This is a genomic window from Streptomyces asoensis, assembly GCF_016860545.1.
GTDB lineage: Bacteria > Actinomycetota > Actinomycetes > Streptomycetales > Streptomycetaceae > Streptomyces > Streptomyces asoensis.
Window position 1 is genome coordinate 1,466,060 of record NZ_BNEB01000002.1, and the last position, 19,496, is coordinate 1,485,555.

The window sequence follows — 19,496 nt, forward strand, 5'->3', positions numbered from 1 at the left end:
GGCGCCGGCTCAGCGGTGCAGCGACCGCGCCCAGTCGTCCGGAACCCGTCCGGCCGGCCCCGGGACGGGCTGGTCGCCGGGGTGGTGGGCCGGCGGGGCCAGTTCGGGTCCGGACTCGTACAACTCGTCGCCGGAGTAGTCCCAGAACCACTCCTCGCCCGGTTCGAAACTGCGCACCAGGGGGTGGCCGGTGGCCTTGTAGTGGGCGGTGGCGTGCTGGGAGGGGGAGGAGTCGCAGCAGCCGATGTGGCCGCAGCTCGCGCAGCGCCGCAGGTGGAACCACCAGCCGCCCGCCGCGTCGCAGTCGACGCACCCGTCGCCGCTGGGCGGGACGCTCGGGTCGATGGCGTCTGTGTCGGTCATACGGGCTCCTCGGCGGTGTCGGGTTCCTGGACGCTGTCGGGTCCGGGGGCGGTGAGCGGCAGCAGCACCTGGAAGCGGGTGTCGCCCGGCGCCGACTCGACCTGGAGGCTTCCGTGGTGCTTGTTCACCACGATGCGCCAGGAGATGTCCAGACCGAGCCCGGTGCCCTCGCCGACCGGCTTGGTCGTGAAGAACGGGTCGAAGATGCGGCCGCGGACGTCCGCCGGGATCCCGGGGCCCGTGTCACGGAACTCCACCAGCAGCAGATCGCCCTCGCGGGCCGTCCGCACGGTCAACGTTCCCTCCCCGCCGGTGCTGTTCACGGCGAAGACGGCGTTGTCGACGAGGTTCGTCCACACCTGGTTGAGCTCGGCCGGGTAGGCCGGTATCTGCGGGAGCGTGCGGTCGTAGTCCTTGACGACCTCGATGCGCTGCCCGATCTTGCCCGACAGCATCAGCAGGGTGCTGTCGAGGAGTTCGTGCACGTCGACGACCCGGTAGGGGGCGCGGTCGAGCTGCGAGTACTGCTTGGCGGCGTCGACCAGATGGGAGATGCGGTTGGTGGAGTCGTCGATCTCGTCCATCAGCAGCTCGGTCTCGACCGTGTAGTTGAGCCACCCCATCGCGCTCGGCAGGACGTCCTCGTCGACGGCGTCCGCGATCTGCTCCAGCCAGTCCACGTCGAGACCGGCCTGCACGAAGGTCGGCGCGATGCGCCAGCCTTCCTGGACGTCGTGGTCGTCGAGCCAGTCGGTGAGCGCGTCCTCCCGGTCGGAGGCTTCCAGCGGGCTCAACGCCGGTGCCTTGGCGACCAGTTCGGCCGTCCGCTCCTGGATCTCGATCAGCCGGGTCAGCGCCTCGGGGTCGTACGCGCCGGAGGCGATGACGGCGAGCTTGTGCCGCATCTTCGCCACCCGTTCCCGCAGCGTCGCGGTGGCGCGCACGGCCGCGGCGGCCGGGTTGTTGAGCTCGTGGGTCAGGCCCGCCGACAACGAGCCCAGCGCCAGCAGCCGTTCGCGCTGCCCGACCGCCCGCTGGGTGTTCTTGGAGCCGAAGAAGAGCCCCTCCAGCAGATGGGCGGCCATCGGGAACCACTCCCGCATGATGTCCGAGAACGACTGCGCGGGCAGCACGAAGAACCGCGTCGGCTCGGTCACCCGCATCGAGTTGTTGTAGACCTGCGGCACCTGGTCGCCCAGGTAGGCCTGCATGGCCCCCGCGTACACCCCGCGCTGGGAGGTGCGGCTCACCTCGACGTCGTCCCCGCCGACCCGGCGGGAGAGCACCACCGTGCCCTCGAGCATCACGTAGAAGCAGGTCGCCGGATCGCCCTCGGTGTACACCGGACCGGGCTGGAACCTCTCCACCCGCCCCTCGCTGCACAGCCGTCCCAGCTGCTCGGGGGAGAGCTTCTCGAACAGGAACAGGGAGCTGATCTCACCCGGGCTGCACGGCATCGGCGTCCCGCTCATGACTGCTCCAGATAACGGTGGACGAGCATCACGGCCATGGCTCCCTCTCCTACCGCGGACGCGACGCGCTTCGCGGACTCCGCGCGCGCGTCACCCGCCACGAACACGCCGGGAATGCTGGTCTCCAGGTGGTACGGCGGCCGGTCCAGCGCCCAGTCCGCCGGTGGCCGCCCGTCCGGTGTGAGGTCGGGCCCGGCGAGGATGAAACCGCGTTCGTCGCGCAGCACCGTGCCGTCCAGCCAGTCGGTCAGCGGGGCGGCGCCGATGAACACGAACAGCCACTGCGCGTCGACCAGTTCGGTCTGCCCGGTGGTCACGTCCCGCAGCGTCAGCTGTTCCAGGTGGCCGTCCCCGTGCGCCGACTCCACCACCGTGCGGGCGCGCACGGAGATGTTGGACGACTCCTCGATCTGCTGGATCAGGTAGTGCGACATCGACGCGGCCAGCGACTCGCCGCGCACCAGCAGGGTGACGGACTTCGCGCCGCGCGCCAGGTACATGGCCGCTTGGCCGGCCGAGTTGGCGCCGCCGACGATGTACACGTCGTGGCCCTGGCAGGAGGCCGCCTCGGTGAGCGCCGACCCGTAGAACACCCCGCAGCCGGTCAGGTCGTCGCAGCCCGGCGCCGCCAGCTGCCGGTACGACACGCCCGTCGCCAGGATCACGCTGTGCGCGGCCACCGCCGAGCCGTCCGAGAACCGCACGACCCGCGCGGACCCGTTCACCTCGAGCCCGGTCACCTCGCGCGCGGTGAGGATCTCGGCGCCGAACTTGGTGGCCTGGCGCCGCGCCCGGTCGGTGAGCTGGCCGCCGGAGACCCCGTCGGGGAATCCCAGGTAGTTCTCGATGCGGGAGCTCTGCCCGGCCTGTCCGCCGGTCGCCGAACGCTCCACGAGCACCGTGCGCAGCCCCTCGGAGGCGCCGTAGACCGCGGCGCCGAGCCCGGCCGGGCCGCCGCCGATCACGACCAGGTCGTAGAAGTCCGCGGTGGGCGTCGTCGCCAGGCCCACCTGGGCGGCCAGCTCGGGCGCGTCCGGCTCGATCAGGGGGGTGCCCTCCGCGGTGACCACCAGCGGCAGCCGCTGTCCGTCGGCCCCGGCGGCGGCCAGCAGCCGCTGCCCCTCGGGCTCGTCGGCGGAGTACCACCGGTAGGGCACCTGGTTGCGGGCCAGGAACTCCCGCACCTCCGAGGACCGTGCCGACCAGCGGTGCCCGACCACCTTGGTGGCGGGCACCGGCCGGTAGTCGCTGGAGCGCCAGGCGTCCAGCAGGTCGTCGAGGACCGGGTAGAGCTTCTCCTCGGGCGGGTCCCACGGCTTCAGCAGGTAGTGGTCGAGGTCGACGACGTTGATCGCGTCGATCGCCGCGCTCGTGTCGGCGTACGCGGTCAGCAGCACCCGCCGGGCGCCCGGGTACACGTCCAGCGCCTGTTCGAGGAACTCGATGCCGTTCATCTGCGGCATCCGGTAGTCGGCGAGGATCACGGCCACCAGGTCGCCGCGGAGTTTCAGCTCGCGCAGCGCGTCCAGGGCGGACTCCCCGGACTCGGCGCGCACGATCCGGTACGCGGCGCCGTAACGGCGCCGCAGGTCACGGGCGACGGCCCGGGATACCCCCGGGTCGTCGTCCACGGTCAGGATGACGGTCCGCGCCGAATCGGCGGCCTGTGCCATACGTCTCCCACCCCGAGAGGCTCGTCACTCACGGCGGCACGGCGAAGTCCGCGCCGGCCCAGCCCATCGTATGTTCGATCGCGCCGCGGTGCCCGGGAAGGGGGCGGATCATGCGCTCCCGGAACAGAGCGGGGCGCGGGGCGTCAATCCGGCCGCCGCGCGCCCAGCACGCAGAACTCGTTGCCCTCGGGGTCGGCCAGCACCACCCAGGGCTGCTCGCCCTGTCCGACGTCGGCGCGGCGGGCGCCCAGGGACAGCAGACGGGCCACCTCAGCGTCCCGGTCGTCGGGGCGGAAGTCGAGGTGCAGCCGGTTCTTGACCGTCTTCGCCTCCGGCACCGGCACGAACAGCAGACCGGGCAGCCGGTCGCGCCGCGGCCGGATCTCGTACTCCTCGGGGGAGTCACCGACCACCACCCACCCCAGCGCCGCCGCCCACCAGCGCCCGAGCGCCACCGGGTCGGCCGAGTCGACGATCACTTGCTCCCACTCCAAGGCCATGACCGAAGGGTAGTGAAGACTGTGCCCCGACGGATGTGATCACGACATGAGGAGGCGGCGGGATGACGGGGCCGATCACGGCAGGGGTCGACGGGACGGACGAGAGCCTCGCGGCACTCGCCTGGGCGGCCCGCGAGGCCGTCCGGCGCGATCTGGGGCTGCGGGTGGTGCACGCCTGGCAGTTCCAGCCGAACGCGGCGGCCGACGTCGCGGACCGGGAGGCACAGGAGCGGTGGGTCGCGGACTCCGTGCGGCAGGCCGTCGCGGCGGTCGCCGAGCGGCACCCCGGTCTGACCGTCACCACCGAGGTGCGGGAGGGCGCTCCGGTCGGGACGCTGGTGGCCGCCGCGGCCGAGGCCGGACTGCTGGTGCTCGGCTCGCGCGGGCACGGACCCGTCGTCGGGTTCCTGCTGGGCTCGGTCGGGCAGCAGGTCATCGCCGAGGCCGCGTGCCCGGTCGTGCTGGTGCGGGCCGGTGACCGGCCGTCGTCCGAGGTGGCCGGCCACGAGATCGTCGTCGGCCAGCAGGGCGAGCCCGAGGACAGCGCCCCGGCGCTGCGCTTCGCGTTCGAGACGGCCGCCGCCCGGGGCGCGGCCGTCCGCGCGGTACGCGCCTGGACCCTGCCGCCGGTGTTCGCCTACAGCCCCGGCTCGCTGAAGCTGCTGGACGACGCGGGCGGCCTGGAGCCGTACGAGAAGCGGGCGCTGGCCGAGGCGCTGGAGCCGTGGCGGGAGCGGTTCCCGGACGTGCCGGTGGTCGAGCACGTGGAGATGGGCAGCGCGGGGCAGGTGCTGCTGTCGGTGTCCGGTCGGGCGCAGCTGATGGTGGTCGGCCGACGGGCCCACCGGACGGCCGTGGGGGCCAGGATCGGGTCGGTGGCGCACGGCGTCCTGCACCACGCGGACTGCCCGGTCGCCGTCGTGCCCCACGCCTGACTCACTCCGGGAGCGTCGGCTCCAGTGTCTCGCGGGCCTTGGGCAGGATCTTCGTGATGTAGTCCTCGACCGCGGTGTCGAGCCCGATGTCGTGCTGCGCGTGCTCCGAGAGGTACCAGCGGTGTTCGAGGAGCTCGTGGTAGATCTCCGCCGCGTCCATGGAGCCGCGCAGCTCGAGGGGGACCGCCCGCACGGTGGGCCGGAAGACGTCCCGCACCCACCGGTGCGCCAGTACCTCGGGACGGGCCGCGAGGGGGTCGCCCGGGGCGTAGTCGTCCTGGGTGGCCATCCAGCTCTCCAGGTCGTTCAGCAGCCGCCGGGCCTGGTTCTCCTCGGTGTCCAGGCCGGTGAGGCGCAGCAGCTGGCGCTGGTGGTGGCCCGCGTCGACGACCTTGGGCACGAAGGTGACCGTGTCGCCGTTGGAGGAGTGCTCGATCTGCATCTCCGCGACGTCGAAGCCGAGTTCGTTGAGCCGCCGGATCCGGCGCTCGATGTAGTGGTACTTGCCCGCCGGGTAGACGGAGGTGCGGGTCAGCTCCTCCCACAGCGCCCCGTAGCGCGCGCAGATCTCGGTGCCGAACTCGATCGGGTCCACGGAGGGGTGCAGTGCCCCGGAGGCCTCCAGGTCGAGCAGTTCGCCGCTGATGTTGACGCGGGCGAGGTCGAGGTCGTAGTCGCGCTGGCCGCCGCTCAGCTGGGGGTGCAGGTCGCCGGTCTCGGCGTCGACGAGGTAGGCGGCGTAGGCCCCCGCGTCCCGCCGGAACAGGGTGTTGGACAGCGAGCAGTCGCCCCACGCGAACCCGGCCAGGTGCAGACGCACCAGGAGCACGGCGAGGGCGTCCATGAGCCGGTGCATGGTCGCCGGGCGCATCGTCGTCTCGAACATCGAGCGGTACGGCATCGAGCCGCCCAGGTGCCGGGTGACCAGCACGGACTCCAGCGGGGCGCCGCCGTCGTCGGTGCGGCCGGTGACCACGGCGAGCGGGTCGACGGCGGGGATTCCGAGCCGGTCCAGGTCGCGCAGCAGCTCGTACTCGCGCAGTGCGGGGCGCTCGGCGAGCTCCTTGACGGCGATGACCTCGTCGCCGGCCTGGGCGTACCGCACCACGTGCCGTGAGATGCCGCGCGGCAGCGGGACGAGGACCTCTTCGGGCCACTCCTCCAGGGGGAGGTGCCAGGGCAGCTCCAGCAGGAGGGCCGGGTGCTCCGGGTTGGTGGCGCTGATCTGCAAAGCCATGGCCTGACCTTAGACGGCGCGTTCGCGGGCCAGCTGGGCGGCCGCCTTGACGGACCCCCGGTGCAGCGGGCCGTGGCCGGGCAGCAGAAGATCGCCCGACAGGCCCTCGATCACGTCCAGTGACGTCACGGCGCGGGCGCGCTCGTGGTGGAACATGTCCGGCAGCAGCTGCGGGCCCTTCAGGCGCGAGGTCGGGTGACCGCTCACCAGGGCGTCGCCGGAGACGACGACGCCCGCCCGCGGGAGGTGGAACACGGCGTGGCCGCCGGTGTGGCCGGGGGTGTGCACGGGGACGGGCCGGCCCGGCAGGTCGAGCGGGCCGTCGGCGGCCGGGAACGCCTCGGGCGCGGTGACCGGGTGCTGTTCGGTGCCGCCGGAGCGCAGCGCGTGCACCGTCCAGGGCAGCACCCCGGGCCGCCAGGCGTTCCTCAGCACCTCGCCGACGGTCACCTGCTGGAGGAAGTCCCGGCGGGCGTGGGGCACTTCGGCCTCGTGCAGGTACACCGGGGTGCCGTACACGGAGCGGAGGTGCTCGGCGGAGCCCAGGTGGTCGTTGTGGGCGTGGGTGATCAGCACGGCCGTGACGGCCTCCGGCGCGGAGCCCACCGCGGCGAGGGAGTCCAGCACGAGCTGCCGGTCCCCGGGGTAGCCGGTGTCGATCAGGGTGACCGCGTCCCCCTCGGTGAGGATCACCCAGTTGGTGTTGCTGCCGTGCACCAGGTAGGTGCCGTCCGCCACTTGCCGTACGTCTGCCCGCATGGCCGTCCCGTGTCCGGAGGATCCTGCTTCCGCTTCGTGCTGACGGGGGACAGCAAAGCAGATCACCGGGCGGGGCCGGACGGCGGGGCGCGAGCCCGGTCCACGTACCCCCGAAGACCGCGAACGGCACCGCGGGCGCGGTGTCAGCGCACTCCCCGCGGCCGGAACTGGACGCTGATGCGCGGTCCGGCGGCGCGGGCGGACTTGGGCACGCAGTGCTCCCAGGTGCGCTGGCAGGAGCCGCCCATCACGATCAGGTCGCCGTGTCCCAGCGGGCGCCGCACGGTCCCGCCGCCGCGCACGGGCCGCAGCAGCAGGTCGCGCGGGGCGCCCACGGAGAGGATCGCGACCATGGTGTCCTCCCTGGCGCCGCGCCCGACCCGGTCGCCGTGCCAGGCCACGCTGTCGCGGCCGTCGCGGTAGTGGCACAGCCCCGCCGTGGCGAAGGGCTCGCCCAGCTCGTCGGCGTAGTGCGCGGACAGGTCCCGGCGGGCCTCGGCCAGTACCGGGTGCGGCAGCTCCTCGTCCGCTCCGTAGAACGCCAGCAGCCGCGGTACGTCGATCACGTTGTCGTACATCTTGCGGCGCTCGGCACGCCAGGGCACCTCGGCCGCCAGCCGCTCGAACAGGGCGTCCGAGCCGGTGAGCCAGCCCGGCAGCACGTCGATCCAGGCGCCCGCGTCGAGGAGGGTCCGGCGGACGCCGTCGAGGGAGCCGAGGCGCAGTTCGTCGGTCTGGTCGAAGAGTGATCCCTGGAGGTGGTGCGCGGTCATGGTCCCAGCCTACGCCTGAATCGAAAATATGTTCCCTTCTGCTGTGTCGCGGGGCCTGGGTCGTCCGTGGGGTGCGGTCGCTCGCCGGGCCGCCGACGGGTGCGCGGTCGCTCGACAGGGCTTTCGATACACAGATGTATCGGATACATTCCCGTATCGAACGGAGGTCCGAGATGACGGCGGAGCGCAGCGGGCCGACGGCCGGACGCGTCACCAGGCGCCGGGTCCGCACGCGGGCCAGGCTGCTCGACGCGGCCTTCGAGGTGTTCGCCGCCAAGGGCTTCGGACGGGTCTCCATCGAGGAGGTCTGCGAGGCCGCCGGCTACAGCAGGGGCGCCTTCTACTCCAACTTCGCCACCCTGGACGAGCTGTTCTTCGCCCTCTACGGGCAACGCGCCGACCTGATCGCCGAGCAGGTCTCCGGGGCCCTCGCCCTGGACGGACCCGACCTCGACGTGGCCGCCGCCGTCGACCGGGTCACCGAGGTGCTCCTGCTCGACCTCGACTGGCTGCTGGTCAAGACGGACTTCCTGGTGCACGCGGCACGTGCGCCCGACGTCGCCCGGACGCTGCTGGAGCACCGCGCGCGGCTGCGGCGGGCGATCGCCGACCGGCTCGCCCGCGCCCGCGGCCTCGCCGTACTGCCGGCCGTGCTCGGCGACGTCGACGGCGCGGCGCACGCCGTGGTCGCCGCCTACGACGGGGTCACCGTCCAACTGCTGCTGGACAAGGACGTCGACGGCGCCCGGGTCTGGCTGAAGCAACTACTCACCGCGCTGCTGACCGACGGCAGCGGCACCCCGGAATGACACCCTCAGGAGAAAGGCAGCGGACGCCATGGACGCGGACGTCATCGTCGTCGGAGCGGGCCTCGCGGGGCTCGTCGCGGCGCACGAACTCACCAGCAGGGGCCGGCGGGTCGCCCTGGTCGACCAGGAGAACGCCGCCAACCTCGGCGGCCAGGCGTTCTGGTCCTTCGGCGGGCTCTTCCTCGTCGACTCGCCCGAGCAGCGCCGCCTCGGCATCAAGGACTCCTTCGACCTCGCCTGGAGCGACTGGCGGGGCAGCGCGCAGTTCGACCGCACCGACGACGAGGACTCCTGGGCGGTGCGCTGGGCGCGCGCCTACGTGGAGTTCGCGGCGGGGGAGAAGCGCGGCTGGCTCGCCGGGCACGGGATCTCCTTCGTGCCGACCGTCGGCTGGGCGGAGCGCGGCGACCTGCGCGCCGACGGACACGGCAACTCCGTGCCGCGCTTCCACGTCGCCTGGGGCACCGGCACGGGCGTCGTCGAACCCTTCGTCCGCCACGCCAGGCAGGCCGCCCAGGACGGGCTCCTGACCTTCTACCACCGGCACCGGGTGGACGAGCTGGTCGTGACGGACGGCGCCGCACGCGGGGTGCGCGGCACGGTCCTCGCTCCCGACGACTCCGCCCGGGGCGTCGCCTCCAACCGCGACCGCCTCGGCGACTTCGAACTGACCGCCCAGGCCGTGGTCGTCACCAGCGGCGGCATCGGCGCGAACCACGACATCGTGCGGCGCTGCTGGCCCGAACGACTGGGCACGCCCCCCGGCGAGATGGTCACCGGTGTCCCCGCCTACGTCGACGGCCGGATGCTCGACATCAGCGCCGAGGCCGGCGTCCGCCTGGTCAACCGCGACCGCATGTGGCACTACACCGAGGGCATCCAGAACTGGGACCCGATCTGGCCCGGCCACGGCATCCGCATCCTGCCCGGCCCGTCCTCGCTGTGGTTCGACGCCCTCGGCCGCCGGCTGCCCGACCCGTGCCTGCCGGGCTACGACACCCTCGGCACGCTCAGGCACCTGCGGACGACCCCGGACATCGCCGGCCACGACCACTCGTGGTTCGTCCTCACCCGCAGGATCGTCGAGAAGGAGTTCGCGCTCTCCGGCTCCGAGCAGAACCCCGACATCACCGCCAAGGACCGCAAGGCCGTCCTGCGCGACCGTCTCCTCGGCAAGGGCGCCCCGGCGCCGGTGCAGGCCTTCCTCGACCGCGGCGCGGACTTCGTGATCGCCGACACCCTCGACCAGCTCGTCGAGAAGATGAACGGGCTGACGGGGGAGCCGCTGCTCGACACGGCGGCCCTGCGCCGGCAGATCGAGGCCCGCGACCTCCAGATGGCCAACCCTTACAGCAAGGACGCCCAGGTCCAGGGCATCCGCAACGCCCGCCGCTACATCGGCGACCGGCTCGGCCGCGTCGCCACCCCGCACCGCTTCCTGGACCCGGAGGCGGGCCCGCTCATCGCCGTGAAACTGCACGTCCTCACCCGCAAGACCCTCGGCGGCATCCAGACCGATCTCGACTCGCGGGCCCTGGGCGCCGACGGACAGCCGGTCGAGGGGCTCTACGCGGCCGGTGAGGTGGCCGGCTTCGGCGGGGGCGGGGTGCACGGCTACAACGCCCTCGAAGGCACCTTCCTCGGCGGCTGCCTCTTCTCGGGACGCGCGGCGGGACGTGCCGCGGCGCAGCAGACGGGCTGACGCGGAACGGACGGGCCGAGGGCAGCGGACGCGCTGACGCGGAGCGGGCGCCCCGACGCCCGTCCGCCGTCAGGGCCGGTCCGCCTCCAGCAGACGGACCAGCACCGCCGTGTGGCTGCACTCCGGGGACTTCGCCGACGTCAGCAGCGTCACGGGTCCCCGGCGCACCGACTCGCGTACACCGTCGAGGAGCTGCGCCGCCTCCGGGGCGGCCAGCTCCGCCTCGTAGCGCCGCGCGAACTCCTCGTAGCTCCCCTCGCCCGCGTGGTACCAGCGGCGCAGCCCGGTGGAAGGGGTGAGGCCCTTGGGCCACTCGTCCACCCGGGCCGCGGCCCGGGACACACCGCGCGGCCACAGCCGGTCCACCAGGACCCGTACCCCGTCGTCGGGTTCGGGCGGGTCGTACACGCGGCGTACGCGGACACTCATGGCGGACCGTCCTCGGTTCGGCGGGTTCCTTCCGAGCGTAGGCCCCGCACACCCACCCGCACCGCCGGGCCCGACCTGAACGAGCAGAACCGAACGACGAGAACAGCGGAGAACACCGGGTTGCGCAGGAGGCCAGTCCCTAATCTGAGGAGGTCCGATCTGACGCCACCCCCAGGAGCGCACGTGAGGCACCCCCGCAGACGCAGCACCACCCTCCTCCGCCGTGAAGCCGTCGCCGCCACCGTCCCGGTCGCCGTGGCGGCGCTGCTCGCGGCGGCCGGGCCCGCCACGGCGGCCGGACCGGGCACCGCCGGCGTCGGCGACCCCTACTTCCCGCTCGCCGGCAACGGCGGCTACCACGTGTCCCACTACGACCTGACCCTCCGCTACGACCCGGGCACCCGCCACCTCGACGGCAAGGCCGTCCTGACCGCCCGGGCCGAACGACGGCTGACCCGCTTCGACCTCGACCTCCAGGGGCTGAGGATCACCGGGCTGAGCGTCGACCACGTCAAGGCGGCCTACCGGCGCGACGGCCAGGAGCTCGTCGTCACCCCCCGCCGCGCCCTGCGCGCGGGCGAGCGCTTCCAGGTCACCGTCGCCTACGACGGCACCCCCGCTCCCGTCACCGACCCCGACGGCTCCGCGGACGGCTGGATCCCCACCGACGACGGGGCCTTCGTCGCCGGCGAACCGCAGGGCGCCATGACCTGGTTCCCTGCCGACAACCATCCGCTGGACAAGTCGTCCTACGACTTCACCGTCACCGTCCCCGCGGACCGGGCCGCCGTCGCCAACGGCGTCCTGCTGAGCCGGCGCACGGCCCATGGCAGGACCACCTTCCACTGGCGCCAGAGCGAACCCATGGCCGCCTACCTCGCGACCGCCACCGTGGGGAAGTTCCGCGTCGACCAGTACACGACCCGCGACGGCATCCAGGTCTACGACGCCGTCGACCCGCGCGAGGCGGCGGCCGCCGCCCCCGTCCTCAAGCGCCTGCCCGAGGTCCTGGAATGGGAGAGCGCGCTGTTCGGGCGCTATCCGTTCCGCGCCGCCGGGTCGATCGTCGACCACGCCCCCGACGTCGGCTACGCCCTGGAGACCCAGTCACGGCCCGTCTACGACTCGGCCCCCTCCCTGAGCACCCTCGTCCACGAGAACGCCCACCAGTGGTTCGGCGACTCCGTCTCCCTCACCTCCTGGAAGGACATCTGGCTCAACGAGGGCTTCGCCACCTACGCCGAGTGGCTCTGGGCCGAGCAGCACGGCGGCAGCTCCGCCCGGAAGACCTTCGACACCCTGTACGCCCGCCCCGCCACCGACGGCCTCTGGGCGTTCCCGCCCGGCGACCCGGGCAGCGGCGCGAACATCTTCGGCACCCCCGTCTACGCCCGTGGCGCCATGGCCCTGCACGCCGTGCGCACCGCCGTCGGGGACCGCGCCTTCTTCCGCATCCTGCGGGCCTGGGCCACCGCGCACCGCCACGGCCACGGCACCACCGAGCGGTTCGAGCGCCTCGCGGAACAGGTGTCCGGGGCCGACCTCGGCGCGCTGCTGGGGACCTGGCTCTACGGCAGGGGCAAGCCCGGCCGACCGTAGACCCCCGACCGGAACCCGGAACCCGGAACCCGGAACCGGAACCGGAACCCGGAACCTGACGAGTTCCACACACCTGTCGGCGAAGATCGAATGATGATCCCACCGCGCCCCTGGGCCGCGGTGGCGTCGTGGAGCAGCCGGCCGGCCCGGGCGGCCCACCCCCGCCCGGCCCGCCGGGAGAACGGAGTTGTCGCGTGTGCGCTCATGTACTGGTCGCCGAGGACGACGCGATGCAGGCCGAGCTGATCCGGCGTTCGCTCCTCGCCGAGGGCCACACCGCCACCGTCGTGCACGACGGAGCGGCCGCGCTCGACGCGGTCCGCCGGGGGCGGCCCGACCTGGTCGTCCTCGACCTCATGCTGCCGGTCATCGACGGCTTCGGGGTCTGCCGCGTGCTGCGCAGGGACGACGACATCCCGGTGCTGATGCTGACCGCCCGCGCCGCCGAGGACGACATCCTGCTCGGCCTGGAACTGGGCGCCGACGACTACATGACCAAGCCCTACAGTCCGCGCGAGCTGATGGCCCGTATCCGCACCGTGCTGCGGCGCAGCGGGCGGCCCGGCGGGGACCGGCGCGACGACCCCGTCGTGCGCGCCGCCGGACTCGCCGTCGACCCCGAGCGCCACGAGGTGCGCTGCGCCGGCGCCCCGGTGGAGTGCACCCCGGCCGAGTTCCAGATCCTGCTCGCCATGGCCGCCGAACCCGAACGGGTCTTCACCCGGCGGCAGTTGCTCCAGTGCACCCGCGGTTTCGACCGCGCCTCGACCGAACGGGCCGTCGACGTGCACATCATGAACCTGCGCCGGAAGATCGAGACCGACCCGCGCAGACCGGTACGGCTGCTGACCGTGTTCGGCGTCGGCTACAAACTCAGCGGCGGCGCCGCGTGACCCGCGCCGCCCGCGCCCGGATACCCCTGCGCAAACGGCTGCTGGTCCGCCTGCTCATCGCGTCCGTCCTGATCGCCGTGTGCTCGGTGGCCGCCACCGCGTGGCTCGCCGTCACCACCACCACCCGCGCGCTGCGGGAGGAACAGGGCCAGGCCCTCGCCGACGACATGGACATCCTCGCGAAGCTCAGCGGCTACGCGGCCACCCACCCCGACTGGACGGGCGTGCGCGCCACGCTCCGCGACCTGTCCGCACGGACCGGGCGGCGCATCGCCCTGACCACCGCCGACCGCACCCCCCTGGCCGACTCCGCGCCGCGCGGCACCGCCCTGCCGCCGATCGCCGCCGCCACCGTCGACCCGCTGCGCACCGACACCTACAGCGAGCCCGGCGCCCAGTTGAGCGGCACCGACCCGCGCGTGGTCGGCCCCTACCGCCTCACCCCGCAGGAACGCGTGAAGCTCGACGCGGTGGCGGGCGAACGGCAGCGCTGCTTCTCCCGCTACGGCATCGACACGGCCGTCACCCACACCCCGAGCGGCCGCCCCGTGGTGAGCGCGGCGGACGGCGGCACCAGCTTCGGGTACCTGTCCGACGAGTGCGGGGACGGGCGCTACGACCGGCCCATGCCCACCGAGGAGAAGGCGCTGACCGCGCTGCGGACCGAGGCCGCCGGCTGTCTGACCCGCGCGGGCCTCGACCCCGACATGCCCCTGCTGTTCGGCGCGGGCCTCCCCGGGACGTCCGACCGCTATCCGACGCTGGCGCTCGAGTTCGTCAAGGCGGCGGGAGGCGCGGAGGACGGCAAGTCGGCGCTGCGCTCCGCCCAGACCTGTCTGGAGGCCGCCCGCCATGTGCAGCTCGACCCGTACGTCGCCCCGCCCGCCGAGCTGTTCCTCGGCGTCGGGGACAGCGGCGCGGCGCCCCGCTGGGTCATGTCTCCGGCCAACAAGGCCAGGATCGTCGGCGCGGCCGGTCTGGTGCTGGCCGTCACCGTGGCCGTCACCGCCGTGGTCGCCAGCCGTCTCGTACGGCCCCTGCGCGCCCTGACCGAGGCCGCGCAGCAGCCCCCCGACCGGCACGCGCGGGTGCCGGTCACGACACGCGACGAGACCGGCATCCTCGCGGAGGCCTTCAACGACCTCGCCGAACGACGCGAGCGGCTGGAGGCCCAGCGCAAGGCGCTCGTCAGCGACGTGGCCCACGAGCTGCGCAGCCCCCTCACCAACATCCGGGGCTGGCTGGAGGTCACCCGTGACGGCCTCGTCGAACCCGACGCCGAGCTGCTCGGCGCCCTGCACGAGGAGGCGCTGGTCCTCCAGCGGGTCATCGACGACCTGCGCGACCTCGCGGCCGCCGACGCGGGCACCCTGCGGCTGCACCGCGAACCGGTGCCCGCCGACGAACTGCTCGCCCAGGTCGCCGCCGCCCACCGGGTCGCCGCCGACACGGCCGGCGTGCGCCTGCGCACGGGGACCGACGGTGCCCCCTGGTTCGACGCCGACCCGGTACGGCTGCGGCAGATGCTCGGCAATCTCGTCACCAACGCGGTACGGCACACCCCGCCCGGCGGCACGGTCGCCCTGACCACCCGCGCCGACGGCGAACGGGTCGTCGTGGAGGTCGCCGACACCGGCACGGGCATCGCCGCCGAGGACCTGCCGCACGTCTTCGAGCGGTTCTGGCGGGCGGAGAAGTCACGCAGCCGCCGCACCGGCGGCAGCGGTCTCGGCCTGCCGATCGTCCGTCAGCTCACGGTCGCCCACGGCGGGACGGCGGAGGCGACGAGCACCCCGGGCGCGGGCAGTGTCTTCACCCTGCGCCTGCCCGCGGCCCAGCCGCCCGGCGACGGCTGAGTCCGGACGGGAAGCCCGCGCGGCGAGATGCCGACGGCCAGGTGCGCTGCGGACGGCAGAACCGGGCCCGTCAGGCCGGACGGGCCCCGTCACGCCGGACCGGGCCGGGCATGCCGGACCGGGCCGGGCATGCCGGACCGGGCCGGGCATGCCGGACGGGCCGGTGTCTCACCGGCCCGTCCGTGCATCCGAACCACCGACCGCTGTTTCGAGCGCCCGCTCCCGGTCCGGCCCTGCCCCGGTCACCCGGCTCCTCGGGTCGTCCCGCATCCGGCCCGGCGCCCACCGCGCCGTCCGGCACCCGGGGTCGCGGACCGCCGGGTCACGAACTGCGGCGGGCCCGGATGCGGCGCTTGAGGGCGCGCCGTTCGTTCTCGCCCGTGCCGCCCCAGACGCCGAGCGTCTGATCGGTCTCCATCGCCCAGTCCAGGCACGCCTCCCGCACGGGACAGCGCCCGCAGACCGCCTTGGCCTGTTCCATCTGGAGCAGTGCCGGCCCGGAGGTACCGATCGGGAAGAAGAGGTCGGGGTCCTCGTGGCGGCACGCGGCGTGCTCTCGCCAGTTGTCCATCGAAGTCACCTGCGATCACGTCGTATGTGCTTTTCCGGATGAGTTGCTTCCGATCGGGTCACCGCCAGAGCGCCGGTGAAACAGCCCGGGCCGACAAAGAGTTCACTGTTCCCGCTGTCCCCACGGGGAGCCGTACTCCGTCAGCAGGTCGAGGAACGGGCGCGCCGGGAACGCCTCGGGGCCCAGGACGCCCGTGCCGGACCACGCTCCCGTGGCGAGCAGTTCGAGGGCGACCACCGGGTTGACGGCGGTCTGCCACACCACGGCCTGACTGCCGTACTCGGCCATCGACCACTGGTTGTCGACCACGTGGTACAGGTACACCTCGCGCGGCGCGCCGTCCTTCACGCCCCGCACCCAGGTGCCCGCGCACGTCTTGCCGTGCATCAGCGCGCCCAGCGTCGCCGGGTCCGGCAGGCAGGCGGCCACCACGTCCCGGGGCGAGACGGGCACCGGCCCGTCCGGGCCCGGCACGGTCACGGGCGACGTGCGGTCCAGCCCCAGCCGATGCAGCGTCTTGAGCGTCTCGATGAACTCGCCGCCCAGACCGTACTTGAAGGTCACCCGGCGCGCCTTCACCCAGCGCGGCACGAGCAGCACCTCCTCGTGCTCGACGTTCACGCACTCCACCGGCCCGATCCCTTCGGGGAAGTCGAAGACCTCGGGCTCGCTGAACGGCGCGGTGGTGAACCAGCCCCGGTCGGCCTCGTAGACGACCGGTGGGTTCAGGCATTCCTCGATGGTCGTCCAGATGTTGAAGGAGGGCGCGAAGTCGTGCCCCTCGACGGTGAGGTTCGCGCCGTCGCGGACACCGATCTCGTCGATCTCGTCGAAGAGTTCGTCGGCGGCGTACCGGGCGAACACGTCCGACAGGCCCGGTTCGACCCCCATGCCGACCAGGGCGAGGGCACCCGCCGCGGCCCAGTCGTCGGACTCGGCGAACTGCGCGTCGCCGAGCCGCACCCCGCACTCCTCGTAAGGGCGGTCCGGGTGCGGCCGGGACAGCGACATCGCCATGTCGACGTAGGTGGCCCCGGCGGTCCGCGCCGCGCGGAACAGCGGCATGACGAACCGCGGGTCGGTGGCGTTCATCAGGACGTCGCAGCGGTGGCGGGCGAGCAGGGCGGCGACGGCGGCCTCGTCGCCGGCGTCGACCCGTTCGGCCCGGAAGCGCTCGTCGCCGGCGAGCGCGGCGACGGCGGCCTCGGCACGGGCGGGGTCGTGGTCGGCGACCACCATCGCCTCGAAGAACGGGCGGCGGGCGGCGATCCGGGTGAAGGCGGTGCCGACACCGCCGGCGCCCACGAGCAGGACACGCATGACGAGAACTCCCTCGGCTGGAACTGCGGACGGACGAACTGTGCGAACGGGGCCCCGAGAGGGATACAACGCCCCGGGTCCGCGTAAGGTCAATGGCGTTGGCATAAGGCGGCGGGCCGGCGGGCCGCCCGGTGGGAAGGAGCGGTACGCGTGCCCAAACCGGTCGTACCCGAGGAGCGGCGGCGCCGCCGCAGGCCCACCAGGAGCGGCACCGTGCTCTCCGAGCGGCTGATCGTGGACGCGGCGCTGCGTCTGCTCCGTGAGCACGGCAGTGCCGGGCTGACCGCCCGCCGTCTCGGTCTCGCCCTCGACTGCGACCCCAGCACCCTCTACCGGTACTTCCGGGGCATGGACGAGCTGACCCTCGCCATCGGCGACGCGCTCGTCGGGCAGGCGCTGAGCGGCTGGCGGCCGACGGGGGAGTGGCGCACCGACCTGCGGGACGTCGGCGTGCGCATCCACGCCGCCTATGTCGCCCACCCGCAGGCCGCGCAGCTCACCACGAGCCGGGTGACGGGGCGGGCCAACGAACTGGCCGCCGACGAGGCGGTCCTGGACGTCCTGCGCACCGCGGGGTTCCCGCTGCCGGACACCGTGCGGATCTACCACGCCTTCATCGACCAGACGCTGGCCTTCGCCGCCCTGGACGCCGCGTCCCTGGCCCTGCCGCGCGCCGCGCGCAGCGCCGACGACGCGATGTGGCGCTCGACCTACGCCCGCCTCCCCGCCGCGACCCACCCGCGGATCGCCGAGGCGGCCCCGCTGCTGTCGGCCCGCATGGTGACCAGCGCGTACCCGACGGCGCTGGAGATGCTGCTCGACAGCGCGCAGGCCACGCTCGCCCGGCTCGGCTCCTGAGGGTTCAGCTCCTGAGGGTCCGCGCGGCCGTCGCCGCCACCGCGTCGGCCACCGCCGCCAGCGCCGGGGAGTCCAGCTTCCACTGCTGCCAGTAAAGAGGGACGTCCAAGGGACGCCCGGGCGCGAGCGGGACCAGGCGGCCGGAGCGCAGCAGATCGCCCGCCTGCACCTCGGGGACCATCCCCCAGCCGAAGCCGGCGACCACGGACGCCACGAAGCCCTCCGAGGTCGGGACGGCCTGCCGCACGCGGCCCGCGCCCTTGGCCCCGCCGCTCAGCCCGCGCACGAACGCGTCCTGGAGGTCGTCGCTGCGGTCGAACGTCATCACGGGCGCCCGGGCGAGGGCCTCCTCGAGCGGGCCGTCCCCGAGGTGACGGGCGACGAAGTCCGGGCTGGCGGCGGCCTGGTAGCGCATCGTGCCCAGCGCGCGCACGGAACAACCGGTCACCGCCCCGGGCGACGAGGTCACCGCGGCCATCACCAGTCCCTCGCGCAGGAGTTCCGCCGTGCGCGTCTCGTCCTCGCGGTGCAGTTCGAAACAGATCTGCGGCTCCCGCGGCACTCGGGCCAGGGCGGCCAGGAACCAGGTGGCGAGCGAGTCCGCGTTGACCGCGACGGTCACCCTCGTCGGCTCGCCCTCGCCGCTCATCCCCAGCTCGGAGCGGGTGTCCCGCTCGAGCCGGGCCAGCTGGCGGGCGAACCGGACGACGATCTCGCCGGACTCGGTGGGCCGTACCGGCTTGGTGCGCAGCAGCAGGACCCGGCCGGTGCGCTGCTCCAGGGCCTTGACGCGCTGGCTGACCGCCGACGGCGTCACGTGCAGGGCCGCGGCGGCCGCGTCGAAGGTTCCCTCGTCCACCACCGCGAGCAGCGTCCGCACCTGGTCGAGGGGGAGGTCCGTCATCACCGTGTCATCACGAACGCTAATGATACGTAAGAATCTTTAGCTGTACCCGCAGTGATCGCTTCTCTAGCGTGGAGGGCATGTCCCACACGCTCACCGCCGCGGCCGCCGGCTTCGGCACCGGTCTGTCGCTCATCGTCGCCATCGGCGCCCAGAACGCCTTCGTCCTGCGTCAGGGGATCCGCCGTGACGCCGTCCTCGCCGTCGTCGGGATCTGTGCCCTCTCCGACGCCGTGCTCATCGCCGCGGGGGTCGGCGGTGTCGGTGCGCTGGTGGTGGCCTGGCCGGGGGTGCTGACCGCGGTCGGCTGGGTCGGCGGGCTCTTCCTGCTCTGCTACGGCGCCCTGGCGGCCCGCCGGGTGTTCCGGCCGGCGGGGGCCCTGGCGGCCGAGGGGGAGAGCACGGGGTCCCTGCGCCGGGCCGTGCTCACCTGTCTGGCGCTGACCTGGCTCAACCCGCACGTCTACCTCGACACGGTCTTCCTGCTCGGTTCCGTCGCCGCGGACCGCGGCCCCCTGCGCTGGACGTTCGGCCTGGGCGCCGCTCTGGCCAGCGTGTGCTGGTTCGTCGCGCTGGGCTTCGGCGCCCGGCTGCTCGGCCGCTTCCTGACCCGCCCGGCCGCCTGGCGCGTCCTGGACGGACTCGTCGCCGCCACCATGGTCGCCCTCGGCGTGACGCTCCTCGTCGGGGCCTGATCCGACCAGGCCGGGACCAGGCCGGGACCGGTCCGGGCCGGGGACCGCCGGCCCGAAACCGCGGACGGCGTGGGTGCGTCGTCCGCAATCTGAGATCGCGCGTCCACAGGGCGGTGCAAGCATCGCCGGTGCTGGGATAGTGACCCCC

General features: G+C 73.5%; 19 protein-coding genes. 8 read left to right on the forward strand and 11 right to left on the reverse strand.

The genetic code is table 11. From position 1 onward, the window contains the following. Window positions 1–9: 9 nt before the first annotated feature. The 4 genes from Saso_RS09455 to Saso_RS09470 form a co-directional block, all read right to left on the reverse strand. The gene (locus Saso_RS09455) at window positions 10–363 is read right to left on the reverse strand and encodes a UBP-type zinc finger domain-containing protein (RefSeq protein WP_189922293.1); all 354 of its coding nucleotides are present in this window, start codon (window positions 361–363) and stop codon (window positions 10–12) included. Further along, window positions 360–1,835, reverse strand: coding sequence for an ATP-binding protein (locus Saso_RS09460; protein ID WP_189922291.1), 1,476 nt, complete (start codon window positions 1,833–1,835; stop codon window positions 360–362). Before Saso_RS09460 ends, Saso_RS09455 begins: the two co-directional genes overlap by 4 nt. Further along, on the reverse strand, window positions 1,832–3,508 hold the full coding sequence (locus tag Saso_RS09465) for an NAD(P)/FAD-dependent oxidoreductase (protein ID WP_189922289.1): 1,677 nt from the start codon (window positions 3,506–3,508) through the stop codon (window positions 1,832–1,834). The genes Saso_RS09460 and Saso_RS09465 overlap by 4 nt, the downstream gene beginning before the upstream one ends. Before the next feature lie 143 nt (window positions 3,509–3,651). Next, window positions 3,652–4,008: a VOC family protein gene (locus Saso_RS09470; RefSeq protein WP_189922287.1), complete on the reverse strand. Its 357-nt coding sequence runs from the start codon at window positions 4,006–4,008 to the stop codon at window positions 3,652–3,654. Between the two features lie 62 nt (window positions 4,009–4,070). Between Saso_RS09470 and Saso_RS09475 the strand changes: the two genes are divergently transcribed. Then, window positions 4,071–4,943, forward strand: coding sequence for a universal stress protein (locus tag Saso_RS09475; protein WP_189922285.1), 873 nt, complete (start codon window positions 4,071–4,073; stop codon window positions 4,941–4,943). A gap of 1 nt (window position 4,944) precedes the next feature. On the opposite strand, the gene Saso_RS09480 is transcribed toward Saso_RS09475, so the two are convergent. The 3 genes from Saso_RS09480 to Saso_RS09490 all read right to left on the reverse strand — a co-directional run bounded on the left by Saso_RS09480 (window position 4,945) and on the right by Saso_RS09490 (window position 7,712). Then, window positions 4,945–6,180, reverse strand: a complete 1,236-nt coding sequence (locus Saso_RS09480; protein ID WP_189922283.1) for a DUF4032 domain-containing protein — start codon at window positions 6,178–6,180, stop codon at window positions 4,945–4,947. Window positions 6,181–6,189: 9 nt separating this feature from the next. Continuing rightward, window positions 6,190–6,939, reverse strand: coding sequence for an MBL fold metallo-hydrolase (locus tag Saso_RS09485; protein WP_189922281.1), 750 nt, complete (start codon window positions 6,937–6,939; stop codon window positions 6,190–6,192). A gap of 143 nt (window positions 6,940–7,082) precedes the next feature. Next, on the reverse strand, window positions 7,083–7,712 hold the full coding sequence (locus Saso_RS09490; protein WP_189922279.1) for an alpha-ketoglutarate-dependent dioxygenase AlkB: 630 nt from the start codon (window positions 7,710–7,712) through the stop codon (window positions 7,083–7,085). A gap of 173 nt (window positions 7,713–7,885) precedes the next feature. On the opposite strand from Saso_RS09490, the gene Saso_RS09495 reads away from it, so the two are divergent. Together Saso_RS09495 and Saso_RS09500 are read left to right on the forward strand one after the other, a co-directional pair. Beyond that, window positions 7,886–8,521: a TetR/AcrR family transcriptional regulator gene (locus Saso_RS09495; protein ID WP_189922277.1), complete on the forward strand. Its 636-nt coding sequence runs from the start codon at window positions 7,886–7,888 to the stop codon at window positions 8,519–8,521. A gap of 28 nt (window positions 8,522–8,549) precedes the next feature. Continuing rightward, complete coding sequence (locus tag Saso_RS09500; protein WP_189922275.1) at window positions 8,550–10,223, forward strand: FAD-binding dehydrogenase; 1,674 nt, start codon at window positions 8,550–8,552, stop codon at window positions 10,221–10,223. Window positions 10,224–10,292: 69 nt separating this feature from the next. On the opposite strand, the gene Saso_RS09505 is transcribed toward Saso_RS09500, so the two are convergent. Continuing rightward, window positions 10,293–10,652, reverse strand: a complete 360-nt coding sequence (locus Saso_RS09505; protein ID WP_189922274.1) for a DUF488 domain-containing protein — start codon at window positions 10,650–10,652, stop codon at window positions 10,293–10,295. A gap of 183 nt (window positions 10,653–10,835) precedes the next feature. Between Saso_RS09505 and Saso_RS09510 the strand changes: the two genes are divergently transcribed. The 3 genes from Saso_RS09510 (at window position 10,836) to Saso_RS09520 (ending at window position 15,000) form a co-directional block, all read left to right on the forward strand. Next, window positions 10,836–12,251, forward strand: a complete 1,416-nt coding sequence (locus tag Saso_RS09510) for a M1 family metallopeptidase (protein ID WP_189922272.1) — start codon at window positions 10,836–10,838, stop codon at window positions 12,249–12,251. A 194-nt stretch (window positions 12,252–12,445) separates the two neighbouring features. Next, window positions 12,446–13,144, forward strand: coding sequence for a response regulator transcription factor (locus tag Saso_RS09515; protein ID WP_189922270.1), 699 nt, complete (start codon window positions 12,446–12,448; stop codon window positions 13,142–13,144). Beyond that, window positions 13,141–15,000, forward strand: a complete 1,860-nt coding sequence (locus tag Saso_RS09520) for a sensor histidine kinase (protein ID WP_229901294.1) — start codon at window positions 13,141–13,143, stop codon at window positions 14,998–15,000. The genes Saso_RS09515 and Saso_RS09520 overlap by 4 nt, the downstream gene beginning before the upstream one ends. A 322-nt stretch (window positions 15,001–15,322) precedes the next feature. Here the strand turns inward: Saso_RS09520 and Saso_RS09525 are convergent, their stop codons facing one another. Both Saso_RS09525 and Saso_RS09530 read right to left on the reverse strand, forming a co-directional pair. Next, complete coding sequence (locus Saso_RS09525; protein WP_189922268.1) at window positions 15,323–15,571, reverse strand: WhiB family transcriptional regulator; 249 nt, start codon at window positions 15,569–15,571, stop codon at window positions 15,323–15,325. A gap of 102 nt (window positions 15,572–15,673) precedes the next feature. Beyond that, the gene (locus Saso_RS09530) at window positions 15,674–16,891 is read right to left on the reverse strand and encodes a saccharopine dehydrogenase family protein (protein ID WP_189922265.1); all 1,218 of its coding nucleotides are present in this window, start codon (window positions 16,889–16,891) and stop codon (window positions 15,674–15,676) included. A gap of 150 nt (window positions 16,892–17,041) precedes the next feature. On the opposite strand from Saso_RS09530, the gene Saso_RS09535 reads away from it, so the two are divergent. After that, a complete protein-coding gene (locus Saso_RS09535; protein WP_189922264.1) occupies window positions 17,042–17,749 on the forward strand; it encodes a TetR/AcrR family transcriptional regulator in 708 nt (235 codons plus the stop codon). 4 nt (window positions 17,750–17,753) lie between these two features. Here the strand turns inward: Saso_RS09535 and Saso_RS09540 are convergent, their stop codons facing one another. Further along, a complete protein-coding gene (locus Saso_RS09540) occupies window positions 17,754–18,653 on the reverse strand; it encodes a LysR family transcriptional regulator ArgP (protein WP_189922262.1) in 900 nt (299 codons plus the stop codon). An 80-nt stretch (window positions 18,654–18,733) separates the two neighbouring features. Between Saso_RS09540 and Saso_RS09545 the strand changes: the two genes are divergently transcribed. After that, window positions 18,734–19,348: a LysE/ArgO family amino acid transporter gene (locus Saso_RS09545; protein ID WP_189922260.1), complete on the forward strand. Its 615-nt coding sequence runs from the start codon at window positions 18,734–18,736 to the stop codon at window positions 19,346–19,348. The last annotated feature ends 148 nt before the right edge of the window (window positions 19,349–19,496 follow it).